Origin of the sequence: Paraflavitalea speifideaquila, from assembly GCF_032395985.1 — a bacterium.
Taxonomy (GTDB): domain Bacteria; phylum Bacteroidota; class Bacteroidia; order Chitinophagales; family Chitinophagaceae; genus Paraflavitalea; species Paraflavitalea speifideaquila.
This window is the reverse complement of record NZ_CP135920.1, coordinates 7998233-8016058: the sequence shown is the minus strand read 5'-3', so window position 1 is coordinate 8016058 and position 17826 is coordinate 7998233. Positions and strand designations below refer to the sequence as shown.

Sequence of the window (17826 nt, the reverse complement as noted above, 5' to 3'; positions counted from 1 at the left end):
CGAACAGCATTTTCTTCTCGAAAACACCGGCAATTTGGGACGGTCTCCTCTAAAACCTGGGCCGAATAGCGCAGATTCAGGGACGAACAACACAAACTTCACTTTTTCTTCTCTTTGCCTCCTCGGATTTGCCCCTATTCTCCTCGGATTCTCCTCATTGCCTCCTCTTTGCTCCCTCGGATCCTCCTCAATGGAGCCTCGGGCCCCGAGGAAGCAATGAGGACCCAAAGAGAAGGAGGTGCGGAATCATCAAGGTACCAATGAGGCAAAGGCTTGATCTAATTTCAGACGAAAACATGAACCAATTGGCTAATAATAAAAAAAACAATCAGGTACTTAATCAGTAAAGGAGCAGAGCCATATATAAAAACCAGAAACGGATTTACCTGTTTCGATGTGATGAGATTTGAAGATTGTGAAGGAAACAGGATTGCCTTACAACAGTTAGTAAACCAGCGATCACGAAAACTTTAATACCGAAAAAGGCTGTATACAGTAGCTTTTCCGTTTATCTGATAGAAGGGGGTACCTTTCATACTCTAAACCTTGAGTTATGAACCATATGCTACAGAAAGCAAAAATTGGTTTCCTGTTTGTTGGCTTTCTCTTTTATACACCATAAAAGGGTATTCCCATACTACCACCAAGTTTTCAGATACACTACATCAACAGCTTATCGACATTGGGCATCACAAGTTGTTTATCACCGAAAGAGGTAAAAAAGAGGCAAAGTTTACCGTAGTCTTCGAGGCTGGAGGTGGTGGTAATTCAAAGGACTGGGAGAAGGTATTGGCCATACTGCCCCCGGATACCAGAGCTATTGCTTATGATAGAGCAGGCTTTGGAAAAAGTGAGCGGGGGCCACTGCCCCGCACCATGGCGCAGGAAGTATTTGAATTACATGCCTTGATAAAAACACTGAAGATCAAGGGCCCTGTGATACTGGTAGGGCAATCGCTCGGAGGATTATTGGTCCGGCTCTATACTGAGCAGTACGGAAAAAACATTGTAGGAGTGCTACTGGTAGATCCGGCACATGAAAGTGGTATGTTTGGAAGTATGAAATATGGTGGATGGGTGCGCCTGCGTGAGAAAGCGGCTGGGAAACCGGTACCGAAACCACAATTGAAAAAAACGATAAGCCCTGGTTATGATTCTACTGCCGATTATATGGCCGAAGAGTTCCAGTATATCTACTTGTCAGGTATGAAAACGCCCAATCAATTAAAGGATCGTCCGGTGATTATTATTGGAGCAGGTATAAGAAACCCACCTCCCGGAACACCAGATGAACAATGGAAAGAATTAAGAGCCGAGCGCGACAAGCAGGTGCAAGACCTTACGGCTCTGTCAAGCAATTCCAAATTCATCCTGGATCCAAAGAGTAGTCATATGGTTCAGAAAGACAATCCTGAAATTATTGTCAGCGCTATTCAAATGATCATGGATTCCATTACAGCAAAAACGAGGCTGTAGGTTGGCGCGATCAAAACTCCGCAATCAGCGAAAACCACCTGGCCGCCGGACCAATCCACAATTCTTTATACGTGGCGGTGTTGAACTGTGGCCAGTAGGGTGTGTCTTCATTAAATCTCGATTGCATACCCACAGGAATACCGCCCACGGTTTCGCCAGGCAAGGCAGTATACAATTGAGGATAATTGCTTCCTTCTCCCCAAACAATAGATTGTCCGAACGGGTTTTTACCTACAATCCAAAACAGTTGCTGCTCCGCAATATCCAACAGCTTTTTATCGTGCAAAAACCTGCCAGCCAGGGCCGCCGCCTTGCCCGTGGACAGTTGTACCGCAGCGTTTCCCTTAAAAGAAAACCAAACCGGGAAAACGCGCAGGTAATGCTCCTCATCCAATTTAAAGCCATTCTCTAACTGCTCTTTATAATCATCGGCAGCCCCTTTGTAAATACCTACCTGTATTTTATAAAAGTTAACCGAGTCTTTTACTTCATCCACATGATACACACCGCTGGGCACCAACCCATAGGGTTGCACATATTGCATAATGGTTTTAAGATAATCGCCATACATCCTGATGGCGGCTTCCCATTTTTATAATCAGGGTTTTTCGGCTGTGTTTCGCAAAGGGCTGTTAATGCCTGCATATAGGCCTGGTCGCGCGACTGGTGGGTATAATGCACAATGGATTTCTTATTGAGGTCACGATAAAAAAGCCATGTAGTTTATTCTTGTCATTCAGTGGCTCTGTGCGTTGGCATTGCAAGGTATATTGAATGGCTTTCGCGGCTTCATCTGCATAAGACTTTTCGTGTGTTAATTTATACAGCAAGCTGGCTGCAAAAGAAATGTTTGCCGAATACTGGCTGCTGGAAGCCATGGCTGCATGGTCGCCGCCGCCGCCAATACTGCTCAGGTCATTAAAGCCCAGGCTGTCGAAACGCTTCTTTGCAAAGGCATAGTCTTCAATGGCCACCTTGCGCAGAAATTCTTTTAGCATCGGGTCATTGTCAAGGCTCATGGAGGCATAGGCCTCAATGCCGGCAAACATAAAGTTTTCAAAAGCCCGGTTGTGTACACGTACCTGCCGGCGCCTGGAAGAATCATCTTTGGTGCCAATGAAGCCATCCGTCCATAAATTAGTACCCCAGGTTTGCGCCCGGTAGCCATTGCCTAGACGGGCTTTCAATATGCAATCTATACCCCATTCCGCTTCTTCCTGTAGCCTGATGGATAATGGGCTATTGCCTTTTGTCTTAGCCCGGTTGGCCATCTCCAGCAAGCCATAAATGATTTCACCTGATTGCAGTACTTGCTGCGACATATCGGCAGCATCGTGCCAGCCGCCATTGAAAGGAAAAATCTTGCCCTCAAAGGTGGTATTCAGATCACTGTGGCAGGCCCCATGTTTGCCGGGAATGGGATAACCGCAACGTTCGCAGAAAATATAGTTCAGCATACGCCAGGCCGAATTAACCCAAATATCTTGGTTGATGTAAAAGGGTTTGCTAACAACTTCACCAACGCGAATGGTATACTGCCCTTCCTTTTGAATTGGCTGAAATCAATGGTCTCAAAACTGCCAATGGGTGTTTTTGTGTGTTGATCTTCCCCTCATACGCCACCTTGTTACCTTTTATTTCGATCAACTGAAAACTGCCTTTGTTGTTCTTCACCCGTACAATGGCCGTTTTTTTGCTTTCAACGCCATAGCCGGTAGTAGAATGGATGATGCGGTTTTGCGCCGGTACCCACCCGCTTACTACTTCAGGGTTTTCGATTGTTTGGAGCGACACTGCATCAATATCAAACTTGAGGGAATCACCCATGGTACGTTCTTTGCCGAATATTTCAATAGCAAAAGATAGTTTGGTTACTTTATCGCGTGGCAACTCCGGCATCTCCACAAAACATTCATTCCATTGCCCATTGATCAAGTTGATCTCATGAATGCCTTCGCGCTCGTATCTATCAGGAACCCTGATTTTTCCTTCATTTTCAAGGTACAAATTGAGGTAAATGCTACGGGCGCCTTCGCAATGGGGATAGATATAAAAGTGAATGCGATTGTATTTTTCCCAATTGGCGCCACCTACCTCGTAGCTGGCCTGGGAAGTACCAAGACCAATACCCCAGTTGAGAAAGGTGGGATTGGTGGTTTGCCCAACCAGACGCAAACTGTTTTTACCCGACTTGCTTCTTTCATTGGTAAGGTACACGCCGCCAAATCCTTTGTGCGACCATTTATCCAATGTTTCCATATCACACAATAGATCGGATGCCAATACTTTTTTGGTTAACCCAAATAATTCAAACGATTTACTGTAATCCAGCGGCAATGGGCTGTGTATATAACCGGTATTACGAATGTCGCGCATTAATTGCTCGTCAAATTGAGCAAACAACAAACCCGGACAAGCAGTCAGTAATACCAAAACCAGGATCTTCTTAATTTCTTTTAAATGCATAGAATGGTAGTTTAATAGCAAGCGTAAAGGGTGGTTATTTATAGCCAAGTTCTTTATTCAGTACAGTCAATAGATACAGTTTCCGGTCGCTGAAATACTCCCAGAACATAGCACCGGCCAGTTTGTGCTTTTAATGTAATCGCATTTTGCCTTCACTGATTCTTCATCATCGTAGCCGATAAATATTTTCTTCTCGGCATTAAACAGGTAAGGGGCTTTAGAAGGAGCATCCCAATATCGCACATAACCCTTTTGATTGACCAGGCTGTCCTTCAGGTAGGTATACCCTCCGCCACGGGCCGATCGTACAGGAATTTGATACAAGCCGTTATTGTCTGTGCTGGCAACCACCCTTCCTTTGCCATAAAACCCTATTCCCATTACCACTTTTTTCAGATCAACTCCTACACGCTTCAAATTCTGAATACAAACATCAGCTGAATAGATATAGGGCATATTGGCCGGCGACATCAAATTGGAGTGATGGGAGGACATATTGTCGTAGGTGCCGTCAAAGTCATAACTCATCAGGTTGATATAATCGAGATACTTTTGTGCCTCCTCCATCTGGGTATGTTGCAGAAATTCACGGGAGCCACCAATCGCAGTCGTTACCAGGTAGTACTTACCCGTTTGTTTACCCAGTACGTCAAGACGTTCGCGCAGGGCCTTAAATAAATTGGTATAACCCTGCCTGTCTTCCGGGCGGTACTTGTTGTTATCACCAAGCATCCCCGGATATTCCCAATCAATATCCACGCCGTCCAGTTGGTATTTGGATACGATGTCCACAGTACTTTGCGTAAAGTTTAGGGTGGAGGTATCCGTCAATACAGCATCGGAAAAGTTTTTACTCCAGGTCCAGCCGCCTACGGAGATCAGGATCTTTAAATCGGGATTGATTCGTTTCAGGGCCACCAGGTTCCTGAAATTGACGGTATCTGTTTTTCATTGTGCAGCCAGGCCCTATTGTCCCTGACATCTACAAAGGCATAGTTGATATGCGACAGGCGAGCAGCATCTACCTGGTCGGTTTGTACCACTGTTCCATTGTATCCGCCAACATAACCAATTATGACGGGTTTTGAACGGTTTTGAGATAGTGCCTGAGCAAGGCTTGTTATCATCAACACGGCTATTGCCGTAACGGGAAATAATAGCTGTCTATATTTCATAATGGCGATCTGTTTTCGGTCTTATTGGGGTAAAAATGACCCTTTGCTACCGGCAGGGCGGTAACTCTTAGCGTTTCGTCAGAGAGAGATTTTAAGCGATATGAACTATGATCCTTAATGAGTACAAAGCATCATACACAGAATAGCTTCTATAATGGATAGAATGCCGGTGTATTCCCCACATTGATAAATATAGGTAAAAATTAAACTGAAAACGATCAAAATGTGATAGCGTGCAATAAATTACCAATGTTACTACCTCATTCTGATCTTAAGCTCTTTATAGGATTGGCGCGGGACACTTTATAACATTGTATGGTGATAAACAGGGAAGTGGTTACTACTAAAAACCCAAGACTGTTAAGTATGGCACCAGGTTCTGCTGTATACGGTAGGTATAGTTTTGCAGCCATTGGTTGGTGGCCCAATATGCCAATGGCCAGGCAATAATGCTGGCAACAACAATCAGCAGGGCATAATCCTTAAGAAAAAGCATGATGATATTCTTTGCATCAGCTCCCAATACTTTCCGTACGGCAATTTCTTTATTCCGGCGGGCCAGTGTGAAGGCCAAAATGCCAAATATGCCCATGAATACAATTACAAGTGTAAGTGCCGTTGCCAGGTGGGTGGCTTTTTTCAATTGAATCTCCGACTGATACAAGGCGCCAAAACGATCATCCATGAATTTATATTCAAAAGGAGCATTCGGTGACAGGGCTTTCCACTTTTCTTTAAGGGCTGCTATTGTTTGGCCGGTATTTCCGTTGCTGATCTTAAAAGTCATATAACGGTACTGTGGAAAGTCGCGCATGTGAATAAAAACCAGTGGACCGATACTTTCCTGAAAAGAAGAGTAGTTAAAGTCATTCACAATGCCAGCTATGGTAAAGACGTCTCCCCGGGCATGCGAACCGTTTGATTGATGGTTGTAATACCCAGTATCCGGGCTGCCGTTTCATTCAGCACCAGTTGATTTTGAGCGGATGAGCCACGATAATCTGTGAAGAAATTACCCTGCCTTACCTGTAAGCCAAACGTATGGGCAAAATTTTCATCGGCAACAATAGCGTGCACAACAGTTTTTTGATCAGACCCCTGCGGCAACAGATCCAGGTTATTGGGCGGCACACGATCTGGTACCTCAAAGAAAGTGATGCGCTACGGATGCCAGGAACTGATTCCATCTCGTTTCTGATGGCCGCCATACGTATCACACCTGCAGAATCCCATTGCTTCGGAAATGCAGTGAGTACAATCAGCCGATCTTTATTATACCCAATGTCTTTGCTAAAGAAGTAAAGCTACCTGCCTGGAAACATTTAAGGCGCCAATAAAAATGATAATAGCCAAACTAAACTGAATAACCACTAAGGTCTTTCGCAAAGTCAGGCCACCCTTTGCGGTATTGATCTTTCCTTTGACTGAATGGATAATATTTGCAGAGCTCAGTACAAATGCCGGGTATATGCCCGCCAGGCTTCCTACAGCAACAATTAACAACAACAAAAGCAACCATTTGCTGTAATCCAGCCGAAAGAAAGAAGCCAGCGATGCATGCAGCATCTGATTAAAATAGGGACGCAATAATTCATAGAAGCCAATTGATATCAGCCCGGCGATACAGGCCAGTACCAGCGACTCGGTTACATGTTGTAATACCAGTTGTTTTTTTGCACTGCCAAATACTTTGCGCAATCCTATTTCCTTCAACCGGTAAGACGAGGTGCCGATATTAATGTTAATAAAATTAATAATGGCCATCAGTAAAATGAAAAATGCAACCAGCGACAGCATATTGATCATCTTCTGCACCGCGCCATTATTATCTTTCAGGTAATAGTCTTTTAAAGGAGTAAATTCAGGATCCAATAATCCCTTCAGGTTATTGGGTAGGTTCAGTGCCAGTAGCTTATTCGCAGCTTGTTTGACTTCATTGAGCGAAACACCTGGTTTTAACTCAACCATACTTACCATATAGATCTGGTTCCAGTCTTTATCGCCGGCACCACCGCCGGGATAGTATTGATTGCCTTCAAAAGGCAGGAAAACATTGTAGCCGTCGGTATCAAACAGGTTGTTGACAGAATTGAAGGGGAACTGTTTTAGTATGGCTGAAACTAAGAAATCCTGCTTACCCGATCCTATGGTTGAAATAGTAATGGTTTTGTTGGTAGCATTGGTAGTGCCAAAAAGCTTTAGAGCCATAGCCTCTGTAATAACAGCCGAGTTTTTGTTGCTAAATGCCTTGTTCTTATCGCCATGCAACAAGTTAAAGCCATACATGGATACCAGGCTGGTATCGCAAATGGTTATATTTTCTTTAAAATGCTTATCACCTGCCGAAACCACATTGGTAACCGGATTATAACGGAAGTAATTGGCTACCAGGTTGGGATATTCCTCTTTCAAGGTACTGGCCAATGGGCCGATCGTCGTTATGGGCAGGCCCATATCTTTCGCTTTCCACTTGCTTTTAATTACGTATTGTTGATCAATATTTTTGAGATCGTGGTTTACACTTTTTTGATCCAGGATATAAATACCAATCAACAGCGAAAAAGTTATGCCCACTGCAATGCACAAAATATTGATCAGCGAAAACAGTTTATGTTTTGCGATGTACCGTAGGGCGATTGTAAAGTAGTGGTTAAGCATATATATAGTATTAGGAATTGCTGCTACTGCTGTTCGCTGCTGTTTGCTCTACTCTTGTAATGAACTGTGTACTGGTTCCTTGCCTTGCCAGCGCTACCTCATTAAATCCTAACCCTTTTAAGTCGTTTGACCAGATTATTTCTCCATTGGAGGTTTTAAGGGAGTAGATCCGTCCAGATCACCCGGCAAAGATCTGGTCGCCATCGATCAAAACACTGACATCACAGCCGCGCGAGCCGCCAAATACACCATCGCGTAGTTTAGTACGCCAGAGTTCTTCCCCATCCCTGGTCTGGATGGCCGACACATAACCATTGCAACCGATGATAAGCAGGTCTTTTTGCATAGTAGGGGTGATTGTGGAATCTAATTTAAGGAAAGGAATACCCATAACCATATTTATGGCCATAAATAACATAAACGGATCCAGGTAGCTAATATCCAGGAAGATCACGTCCACCCTTTTTTTGGTGCAATACGCCGAGAGCTTCCATGGCATTGCTGCATTGACCGGCTATTTCCAGTCCGTCAATGTCGGTAATATACCTGGTCAATACTTTCAATGCCGTCGGTTGATCATCAACTAACAGGCAACGCAGTTTCATGCCGGTATTTTTTGTGTTAAGGGTGATAGAAGGTCATAAGCTGGTACATTTGGTTCCTGCTTTATTTACCTGGAAACTCACAAGGCATACTTCCTCACTGCTGTAATTGTATAGCATATAGCTGGGCAAAGAAGGCAGTTGTAGGATGGTTTCTGGTGCCTTGGGCGATTTTTGGCGCCACCCCAAATTAAAGAATGTGCTGCAATTACCACCTCGCTCAAATGAGTGATATAGACTAAAACCTGGTATTGACGATAGGCAAGCCGTAATACACCCCAAGCCCACTGAGTGGCTTAATCCTGCTTTATCTCAAACAATAAAAAAGCCGGCGATCATTCGCCGGCTTTTTTATAAAATATCGACATGCCGTTTTACTGCCAGCCACCGCCCAGGTTCCTGTAAATGCGTACTACTGCATTTAGTTGTTCCTTTTGGTTTCGATCAGTTCAAGCTTTGATTCGAGGGCATCCCGCTGGGTCATCAGCACTTCCAAATAATCGGCCCGGGCCGATTTGAACAAGTCATTGGAAATATCAATTGACCTGGTGAGGGCATCTACCTGCTTTGATTTTAATTCATAGCTTTTTCCAAGATTGCTAATATTGGACAACTGTGTAGACACTTCGAGGCAGGCATTTAAAATGGTGCGTTCATAATTATAGATGGCCTGCAGTTGCCGTGCGTTGGCATTGTAAAACTCGGCTTTGATCGCATTGCGGTTGATGAGCGGTCCCGCCAGATCGCCCGCCAATGAGTACAGCAAGGATTCTGGGAACTTGATCAGGTAGGATGGCTTGAAAGCCTGGAACCCGATGGCGGCAGAGATCCCAAAAGAAGGGTAAAACTCGGCACGGGCAACTTTTACATCCAGCTTGGCCGCTACCAATTCCAGTTCAGCCTGCCTGATATCGGGACGATTGGCCAGCAGTTGAGAAGGAATACCGGTATTGACAACTGCTGGTAACAGGTTCAACAAATTATTGGTATCCCGCGGTATGGGTTGTGGATACCGGGCCAACAAGAAGTTGATCCTATTCTCTGTTTCCTTGATCTTTTGGAGAATGTCAAATTCCAGGCTTTGCGATTTTAATACTTCAGCCTGAAACTTCTGAACGGCCAGCTCGGTAGCCCTGGCTGCTTCTTTCTGCACTTTTATGATCTCCAGGGCATTCTTTTGCAGATCGATATTTTGCATAACGATCTTCAACTGATTATCCAGGGCCAGTAATTCATAATATGAATTGGCTACCTCGGCAATCAGGTTGGTCAATACAAAATTCTTGCCTTCCACCGTTGATAAATACCTGGTCACTGCCGCCTGCTTGGCGTTGCGTAGTTTTTTCCAGATATCTACTTCCCAATTCGCATAAGCGGCTACGGTGAAATCCATCAGGGGATCGGGCATCTCCTTACCTGGCTTGATCTCGGTAGTAGCATCGCCGGCTCCCTGGCTGGTATACCTTCCCACTTTTTCAACACCAATGCCTGCTTTTGCTCCTACGGTTGGTAATAAAGGTGCTTGCCTTAGCCGGATATCGTTTCGGGCGATATCAACTTCCTGTAGTGTGATCAACAACTCCTGGTTGTTTTTCAACGCTGTATCGATCAGGTTTACCAGGTCCTTATCTGTAAACAGGTTTCTCCATTGGATAGCTGCCATATTGGTAGTGTCCTGCTTATTGTCGTACGTGTCCGGCACCGACTTGTTTTCCGACCTTGCCGTGATGGCCGGCGCCTTGCAGCTGGCAATGGCCAGGCAAATGCCCAGCACACTAATGCCATGATGTATCCTGAATTTAAACATTGTGATCAATTTCTTCGGTTAAAGGATTCTCTTCTTCTTCTTTAACAAGCATGCGTCTTTCTGCAATCTTGCCGAATATGTAATACAACCCCGGTATGACGAGCACACCGAAAATGGTACCAAACAACATACCTCCGGCAGCTGCTGTACCAATGGTTCTGTTACCAATCTTGCCCGGACCGTTGGCAAACACCAATGGGATCAATCCGGCAATGAAGGCAAAAGAGGTCATCAGGATGGGCCGGAACCTTACCCGCGAACCTTCCATGGCGGCCTGCAATACAGTGGCGCCTGAACGGTGTTTCTGAACGGCAAACTCTACGATCAGTACCGCATTTTTACCCAGTAAACCGATTAGCATCACCATCGCAATCTGTGCATAAATATTATTTTCCAATCCCATTATTTGCAGCAGCAGGAATGCGCCGAATATACCTGCCGGCAAGGAAAGGATCACCGCCATAGGCAGGATAAAACTTTCATATTGCGCAGCCAGGATGAGGTACACGAAGCCTAAACATATCAGGAAGATATAGATGGCCTGATTGCCCTGAGCTACTTCATCTTTAGATATACCGGCCCAGTCGATCCCAAATCCCCTGGGAAGTGTTTTTGGGCTACTTCATTGATCACTTTAATGGCTTCACCACTGCTGTATCCTGGTGCTGCGGAGCCACTGATCTCGGCAGCATTGTACATATTATGCCGTGTGATCTCCGAAAGGCCATATACCTTTTCCATTTTCATGAAAGCGGAAAAAGGTACCATCTCCTCCTTCTCATTTTTGACATACAATTTCAAGATATCATCAGGCAAGGCCCGGTATTGGGCGCCTGCTTGCACGATGACCTTGTACTGACGGCCGAAATTGATAAAGCTGATCTCGTAGTTACTTCCCACCAATGTAGACAATGTATTCATGGCATTGTCGATGGATACCCCTTTTTGCTGGGCAATATCATTGTCCACTTTCAACATATACTGGGGAAACTGGCGCTGTAAAAGCTGAAGATGGAAGATAGTTCAGGACGTTTCTTCAGCTCCTTTACAAAATCATTGTTTACTGCTTCCATCTTTTTGTAGTCGCCTGATCCTGCTTTATCCAACAGGCGCAATTCAAAACCACCGGCCGCACCATAACCCGGTACAGCGGGCGGCAGGAAGAATTCAATATTGGCACCCGTAATGTCCTTACACTTTTCCTCCAGTTCTTCAATGATCTCCTGTACCGAATGCTTTCGGTCTTTCCAATCTTTCAGGTTTACCAGACAGGTACCCGAGTTGGAGCCGGTACCTTCTGTAAGGATCTCATAACCTGCCAGGGAGGAAACGGATTGTACGCCTTCCACCTCTTCAGATATCTTCTGTAACCGTTCCGCTATTTCATTGGTCCTTTCGAGTGAAGATCCCGGAGGTGTTTGAATAATGGCATAGAACATACCCTGGTCTTCATTGGGGATAAAGCCCGCGGGCACTTTGCCGTTGAGGAACCAGGTGCCCAAACAGAAGGCGATCAACACCAGGAAAGTAAGTGCACGACGGGTAACTACTTTGGTCAATACTTTTTCATACTTACCGGTAGTGCGGTTGAATAAGTTGTTGAACCCGTCAAGGAATTTATCGAGAATGGATTTCTTCTTGTGTTTGCCATGGGTATTTTTCAGGATCATGGCACAAAGGGCGGGTGTGAGGGTAAGGGCTACAATTCCCGACAGAATAATGGCAGTAGCCATGGTGATGGAGAACTGCCGGTAAAAGGTACCTACGGGCCCCGACATAAATGCTACGGGGATGAATACTGATGCCATCAAAAACGTGATGGCAATAATGGCGCCTGATATTTCGTGCATGGCTTTTTTGGTAGCCTTCAAGGCAGATAGCCCCTCTTCCTGCATTTTAGCGTGCACCGCTTCAATTACTACAATGGCGTCATCCACTACGATCCCAATGGCCAATACCAGGGCGAACAGGGTGATCAGGTTGAGGGTAATGCCAAAGTACTGCATGAACATGAAGGTGCCGATCAATGATACGGGTACGGCCATGGCGGGGATGAGGGTGGAGCGCCAATCGCCCAGGAATATGAATACTACCAGGCCCACCAGGATAAAGGCTTCTACCAGGGTATGGATCACTTTTTCAATGGAGGCGTCGAGGAACTTGGAAACGTCATAGCTGATCTCATATTCCATTCCTTTGGGGAATGAGTTGGCCTGAATTTCCTTCATTTTCGCCTTTACATTTGCAATGGTTTGACTGGCATTGCTACCATAAGATTGTTTCAACACAATGGCGGCGGAGGGCTTCCCATCAAGTGTTGAATAGATATCATACATAGAGCTGCCAAATTCCACATCGGCTACATCACGCAGGCGTAGCAACTCTCCGTTGGGGCTTGAGCGTACTACTACATTTTCATATTGCTCTTTGGTGGTGAACCTGCCTGAATACTTCAACACATATTCAAATGACTGGGATCTTTTACCGGAGCTCTCGCCGGTCTTTCCGGGAGAGGCTTCCAGGCTTTGGTCACTCAGTGATTTCATTACATCTTCGGCAGATATCTTATAGGCCAGCATACGGTCGGGCTTTAGCCAGATACGCATGGCATATTCACGGTTACCCAGGATATCGGCATAACCAACACCATCCACCCGCTTCAGCTCCGACAATACGTTGATATCGGCAAAGTTGAACAGGAATTTCTGATCGGCATGCGGGTCATCGCTGTACAGGTTGATGTACATGAGCATGTTCGACTCCTCGCGGGTGATCTTCACACCTTCCCGTACAACCAGCGGGGGCAACTTATTCACCACAGATGCTACCCTGTTTTGTACGTTGAGTGAGGCTACGTTGGGGTCGGTGCCCAGGTTGAATACTACCTGAATGGTAGCTTCTCCATCATTACCGGCATCAGATGCCATGTATTTCATACCGGGTATACCGTTGATGGCTCTTTCCAGTGGGATGATCACCGATTTGATCATTAATTCACCGTTCGCACCGGGATAATCAGCCACCACATTCACTTTGGGCGGCGAGATAGAGGGGAATTGGGTTACGGGTAAACCGGTAATGGCAATGATCCCCATGAATACGATGATAAGAGAAATGACTATTGACAGAACCGGTCTCTGTATAAATTTATTAAACATTGAGCTATGCTATTTGGATTGATCTACTATTCGGCTTTTAATCGCAGGTGGGAAATGATTTCTTCCGGTTTTTGGTATTCAAAATTGATCTTTTCATCATCTTTTACTTTCTGAACACCTTCCAGCAGTATCCTTTCATTATCTGCAAGGCCACTGTTAATTACATACAGGTCGGGTATTTGGCCAGCGATGGTAATGTTCCTTGACTTTAAGACATTGTTTTTGTCTACTACAAAAACGTAGATCTTATCCTGGATCTCATAGGTTGCTTTCTGGGGTATGACCATGGCATTTTTAAGTGGCATGGTCATCATGATCTTACCAGTTTCACCATTCCTTAAAAGCTTTTCAGGATTGGGGAACCTGGCCCTAAAGGCAATATTGCCGGTTTCATTGTTAAACTCACCTTCAATGAGCTCTACAATTCCTTTATAAGGCAACACACTGTTATTGGCCAACAGGAGGTTTACCTTATTGCTGCCGCGTATTTTGGCATTGGTTTGATATTCGAGGTATTCAGGTTCACCCACATTGAAATAGGCAAACATTTCACTGTTGTCTGACAAGGTGGTCATTAACTCACCTTCATCAATAAGGCTACCTAACTTTTTGGGGATGCGGTCGATGGTTCCATCAAAAGGAGCCCTGATCTCGGTAAATGATAAATGAAGTTTGGCGAGGGCTATTTGTGCTCTTGCCTGATCAAGCTTAGCCTGGGCCATGGCTTGCTCATTTTTGGACACAATGTTTTTGTCGGCCAGGGTTTTTGCATTCTGCAACTCAATTTCTGCAGCTTTGGCCTCGGCCTCAGCTTTCAGTAATTCGGCCTCATATAGTTTGGGCATGATCTTGAACAAGAGCTGGCCGGCTTTTACAAACTGCCCTTCGTCAACATAAATATTTTGCAGGAAGCCTTTTTCCTGCGCCCTGATCTCGATGTTGCGTACAGAACGTATCTGTGAAACATATTCTTTGGTAAAAGAAGTATCAACTCTTACGGGGCTGGTAATAAGGTATTTGTTTTCCTCTACTTTTTCAGCTGCTTTAGTGGTACAGCTTGTTTGGTATATCATGCCCAACAAGCATGTAAAAATGACTATCCTTTTCATGACTGTAACGGAAATTATGCGGTTAAATGCAAGGGTGACTCGATTGCTGGAAATTTCAAAATGGGATCGCTGACCGGGATTTAAATGGTGTACCCGGGATGGTTATTATTTATAATACGGTAGCCGGTATAGTGGGATATGATCCGGGCAACTAAACCATGGGTATGGGTGATCAGATCCTCAAGGCTCGTTGGGTAATGTATTTATAAGATAGGTGATTGCTGAAGGACAATGAGCCTTTAGCGCAGGTATTGAGATAATTGCTTATGTATGGGTGAGTATAGTTTACCCCGCCCTTTGTCAATGACTTGTTTTTCCGGGCGGATGTATTGTTGTTGTCGTCATCCTCTTCTTCAGCTTCCTCACAAATAAGGCATAACCCTTCTTTATTTTCACAGGCTGCCTTGTACAGGGGGATTGCTGGCTTTTATGGGTAAGGTTGGCGGTGTTCTTTTTCAACATGCCCGGCAGGCTGGGAAAAGGGAGGGTTGAGGTGCACGCCTGTATATAAATAGTCGCTTCCCCTCAAAAGAAGGAAACACAGGCATACGAAAAATAACACTCCTCTCATTGGGCGTCGAAAAATGATAAAGCTTGTATACAAAAATATTAGGAGGCAAAACTCCGAACTTTTCTGATTTTATTCGGTATCGATCTATTTATCTAATCGTTAATACCTGGTTAAGGAGTAGTTAATGAGCGCAAGATATTTTGCGTATTAACTTTTACAACAAATTAGTATAGTATGATGGAAGACTATTGCAGATACATGAAAGGTTTACCAGCAGTCAGGAGACTGAGGAGGCAACATAAATAACAATATTGTTAAATTTATGTTATGCATGGACCTTGGTAAAAGCAGGTTATGGAACTAATGGCTACAGGTTATCCAGGATCTCCTTGTAACCCCGGCCAATGGGGATGGATACGCCATTTACTTCCACGGCTTCGGCGGTGTAGGACTCAATTTTGCTGATTGAAACGATAAACGACCGGTGTATCCTTTTAAAGAACTGCCCGGGTAAAATGGCTTCAATTTCATGGGTGCTCATCTTTGAAATATATTCCCTTTTTGTGGTAATGATCTTGATGTATTCCCGTTGACTTTCTACATAAACAATTTCAGCAAATAAGATCTTTACTTTCTTCTTCTGGACGTTCAGGAATAAATAGTCTTTTACTTCCTCCCTTTCTTTGGGTACCTGTTGAGGCGTTGGTGGTGTTTTAACCTTAGATACAGCTACTAAAAAGCGTTCGAAGTCAAAGGGCTTTAGCAGGTAGTCCGCTACATTCAGATCAAATCCTTCTACAGCGTATTGGTGATAGGCTGTAGTAATGATGATGGCGGGCGGGTGTGTAAGGGTTTTAATAAAGGCCATGCCTTTCAGTTTGGGCAGGTGAATGTCTAAGAAGATGAGGTCGGTATTGTTTTGCCGCAAGTAGTCGGTGGCCAGGATTGCATCTTTGAAAGTTCCTTGCAATTCGAGAAAGGGTACCTGGGATATATAATCCACCAGGACCTTAACGGCCAGGGGCTCATCTTCTATAATAATGCATTTGAGGTTAGGCATGGCTTGCAAGGTTAATTTTCAGTGTAGCAATAAATACAGCTTCCTGGTATTGGGCTGTTAAGTCATATTCTTTATACAGCAATTCCAGCTGTCGCCGCAAATTGGAAAGGCCGATATTTTCCTTTACGGGCGGTTCTGCCGGAGACCCGTCGGTGGAGTTTTTCACAACAAACAGTAATTGCCGCTTATTGACGGACAGATGAATATCGATAAAGGGTGATCACGGGTTTCGGAAACACCGTGTTTGAAGGCATTTTCTACCAGGGGATCAGCAGCAAGGGTGGCAATGCCTGTTTCAGATCTTCAATATCATGGTGGAAGTTGATGTGTAAAGATTCATCATAACGAAGTTGTTCAAGGGCGATATAATCATTGATCACCTTCAGCTCCTGTTCTATGGCAACATAACCACCACTGGTTTCATACAACATGTACCGTAATATTTTCGACAGGCGCAAAATGGATTCGGGAGCCAGGTTGGACTTGTCTCTTGCCAATGAGTAAATATTATTCAAGGTGTTGAATAAAAAAATGGGGGTTTGTTTGAGATTTAAGGTAGTTCAATTCGGCCTCTTGTTTTTCTATGCGCAGCTGCTGGGCTGCTTGTTTTAATTTCAGGTAGTTATAAATATGCCTGATAACCCCAAAGAATAGAATGGAAATGACACTGTATGACATTTGAAAAGAAACCCGGCTTTCCATAGAGCCGAAGGTGCGCAGCGGGGTATAAATATGTAGCTGTATGCCAATATATCGCCAGGCATGTAAGCCAAAGGAGTACACCATCAAATGTGCCCAAATAAGTGCCAGCCCTATGAGTATTCTTTTTCCAGCTTAGGTTGATATAAGGTAGGGTGTATTCAAATAGTATGAAATTGACCACTGTAATGAATGCGGTACGCCAAATTTCATTGATCGACCTCACCCAAAAGGTATCCGGATAATTGATCAGGTTGCCCAAATTCCATAGTAGTAAATAGGTAAGCCCTACCCATAAATAAAATATAACCTGATTTTTGGGGAGCGTTATTTTCATCTTGCGCTTTGTGGAATAAATTTCTGCCAATTGTTACCCATTTTGTTCTATGCGTCTATAGAATTGACTTTTAGGTAAATAAAATGCCTGAATAGGTCAATGAAAATTGGGCGACCTGGTAGGTATCACGTCGGCTAATAGTGATGATGATGTATTTGTGTTTTTGGTTTACCAACTTCCGTTGTTTGTTGACACCCCTTTCAGTTGCTTTCCTGAATTGAATAATCTTACATAAGCGTACCGGATTTGCGGTAGTAAAAATTAGTCAATTAAATCTTAAAACAGAAATATTAAACCCAAACTCACTTCATTATGAAAATGCTTATTCCATCCATCATTATGCTGTTAACTGCAATGGTTGGCAGGGCCCAAATGGATTTGCCTCCTGAAGGGGGCAATATCAGGGCCTATATAGCTGAAGAAGTAGGTATTACCAATATCTCCATTCGGTATTCCAGGCCCGGGGTAAAGGGCCGGGAAGGAAAGATCTGGGGAGGAATTGTGCCCTATGGATTTGCCACACTCAATTTCACGGCCAACAAGAATAGTAGTCCCTGGAGGGCCGGCGCCAATGAAGCAACGGTAATTACCTTTGAAAATGATGTTAAGGTAGAGGGCAGGGACCTGCAAGCCGGCGCTTATGCTCTTTTTATGGCCATGGGTACAGATAGTGTGACGTTGGTGTTTTCTAAGGAAACGGAAGCCTGGGGCACTTTTTTTTTTATAGGGAAGCGGATGATGTTTTGAGGATAAAAGTAAAACCAGTGG

The 17826-nt window shown here is 44.4% G+C and carries 17 protein-coding genes and 1 pseudogene; 2 read left to right on the top strand and 16 right to left on the bottom strand.

Annotated features, from left to right (window positions below; all coding sequences use genetic code 11):
- Positions 1 to 546 precede the first annotated feature (546 nt).
- Entirely contained in the window at positions 547 to 1476 is a 930-nt protein-coding gene (locus RS881_RS54930; RefSeq protein WP_315818527.1) for an alpha/beta fold hydrolase, read from the top strand.
- 10 nt (positions 1477 to 1486) lie between these two features.
- Here the strand turns inward: RS881_RS54930 and RS881_RS54925 are convergent, their stop codons facing one another.
- The 16 genes and pseudogenes from RS881_RS54925 to RS881_RS54850 all read right to left on the bottom strand — a co-directional run bounded on the left by RS881_RS54925 (position 1487) and on the right by RS881_RS54850 (position 16537).
- Positions 1487 to 2047 (bottom strand): glycoside hydrolase family 9 protein, encoded by a 561-nt coding sequence (locus RS881_RS54925; RefSeq protein ID WP_315818526.1) that lies wholly within the window; start codon positions 2045 to 2047, stop codon positions 1487 to 1489.
- Between the two features lie 61 nt (positions 2048 to 2108).
- Positions 2109 to 2933: a glycoside hydrolase family 9 protein gene (locus tag RS881_RS54920; RefSeq protein WP_315818525.1), complete on the bottom strand. Its 825-nt coding sequence runs from the start codon at positions 2931 to 2933 to the stop codon at positions 2109 to 2111.
- 58 nt (positions 2934 to 2991) lie between these two features.
- Entirely contained in the window at positions 2992 to 3942 is a 951-nt protein-coding gene (locus RS881_RS54915; RefSeq protein ID WP_315818524.1) for an early set domain-containing protein, read from the bottom strand.
- 66 nt (positions 3943 to 4008) lie between these two features.
- Positions 4009 to 4860 carry a glycoside hydrolase family 18 protein gene (locus tag RS881_RS54910; RefSeq protein ID WP_315818523.1) on the bottom strand — a complete coding sequence of 284 codons (852 nt, stop codon included), beginning with the start codon at positions 4858 to 4860 and terminating at the stop codon, positions 4009 to 4011.
- Entirely contained in the window at positions 4851 to 5117 is a 267-nt protein-coding gene (locus tag RS881_RS54905; RefSeq protein ID WP_315818522.1) for a hypothetical protein, read from the bottom strand. Before RS881_RS54905 ends, RS881_RS54910 begins: the two co-directional genes overlap by 10 nt.
- A gap of 343 nt (positions 5118 to 5460) precedes the next feature.
- Positions 5461 to 5991: an ABC transporter permease gene (locus RS881_RS54900; RefSeq protein WP_315818521.1), complete on the bottom strand. Its 531-nt coding sequence runs from the start codon at positions 5989 to 5991 to the stop codon at positions 5461 to 5463.
- A gap of 8 nt (positions 5992 to 5999) precedes the next feature.
- Positions 6000 to 6194, bottom strand: a complete 195-nt coding sequence (locus RS881_RS54895; protein WP_315818520.1) for an ABC transporter permease — start codon at positions 6192 to 6194, stop codon at positions 6000 to 6002.
- Positions 6195 to 6407: 213 nt separating this feature from the next.
- A complete protein-coding gene (locus tag RS881_RS54890) occupies positions 6408 to 7775 on the bottom strand; it encodes an ABC transporter permease (RefSeq protein WP_315818519.1) in 1368 nt (455 codons plus the stop codon).
- A gap of 178 nt (positions 7776 to 7953) precedes the next feature.
- Positions 7954 to 8229, bottom strand: a complete 276-nt coding sequence (locus tag RS881_RS54885) for a hypothetical protein (protein ID WP_315818518.1) — start codon at positions 8227 to 8229, stop codon at positions 7954 to 7956.
- Positions 8210 to 8380: a hypothetical protein gene (locus tag RS881_RS54880; protein WP_315818517.1), complete on the bottom strand. Its 171-nt coding sequence runs from the start codon at positions 8378 to 8380 to the stop codon at positions 8210 to 8212. Before RS881_RS54880 ends, RS881_RS54885 begins: the two co-directional genes overlap by 20 nt.
- 418 nt (positions 8381 to 8798) lie before the next feature.
- Complete coding sequence (locus RS881_RS54875) at positions 8799 to 10184, bottom strand: TolC family protein (protein WP_315824932.1); 1386 nt, start codon at positions 10182 to 10184, stop codon at positions 8799 to 8801.
- Positions 10177 to 13342, bottom strand: a pseudogene (locus tag RS881_RS54870) (efflux RND transporter permease subunit). Before RS881_RS54870 ends, RS881_RS54875 begins: the two are co-directional and overlap by 8 nt.
- Before the next feature lie 26 nt (positions 13343 to 13368).
- Positions 13369 to 14415: an efflux RND transporter periplasmic adaptor subunit gene (locus tag RS881_RS54865; protein ID WP_315818516.1), complete on the bottom strand. Its 1047-nt coding sequence runs from the start codon at positions 14413 to 14415 to the stop codon at positions 13369 to 13371.
- 914 nt (positions 14416 to 15329) lie between these two features.
- A complete protein-coding gene (locus tag RS881_RS54860) occupies positions 15330 to 16022 on the bottom strand; it encodes a LytR/AlgR family response regulator transcription factor (protein WP_315818515.1) in 693 nt (230 codons plus the stop codon).
- Positions 16015 to 16188: a hypothetical protein gene (locus tag RS881_RS54855; protein ID WP_315818514.1), complete on the bottom strand. Its 174-nt coding sequence runs from the start codon at positions 16186 to 16188 to the stop codon at positions 16015 to 16017. The genes RS881_RS54860 and RS881_RS54855 overlap by 8 nt, the downstream gene beginning before the upstream one ends.
- 91 nt (positions 16189 to 16279) lie before the next feature.
- Positions 16280 to 16537: a histidine kinase gene (locus tag RS881_RS54850; protein ID WP_315818513.1), complete on the bottom strand. Its 258-nt coding sequence runs from the start codon at positions 16535 to 16537 to the stop codon at positions 16280 to 16282.
- Positions 16538 to 17370: 833 nt separating this feature from the next.
- Here RS881_RS54850 and RS881_RS54845 point away from each other — a divergent pair.
- A complete protein-coding gene (locus tag RS881_RS54845; protein WP_315818512.1) occupies positions 17371 to 17805 on the top strand; it encodes a DUF2911 domain-containing protein in 435 nt (144 codons plus the stop codon).
- Positions 17806 to 17826 lie beyond the last annotated feature (21 nt).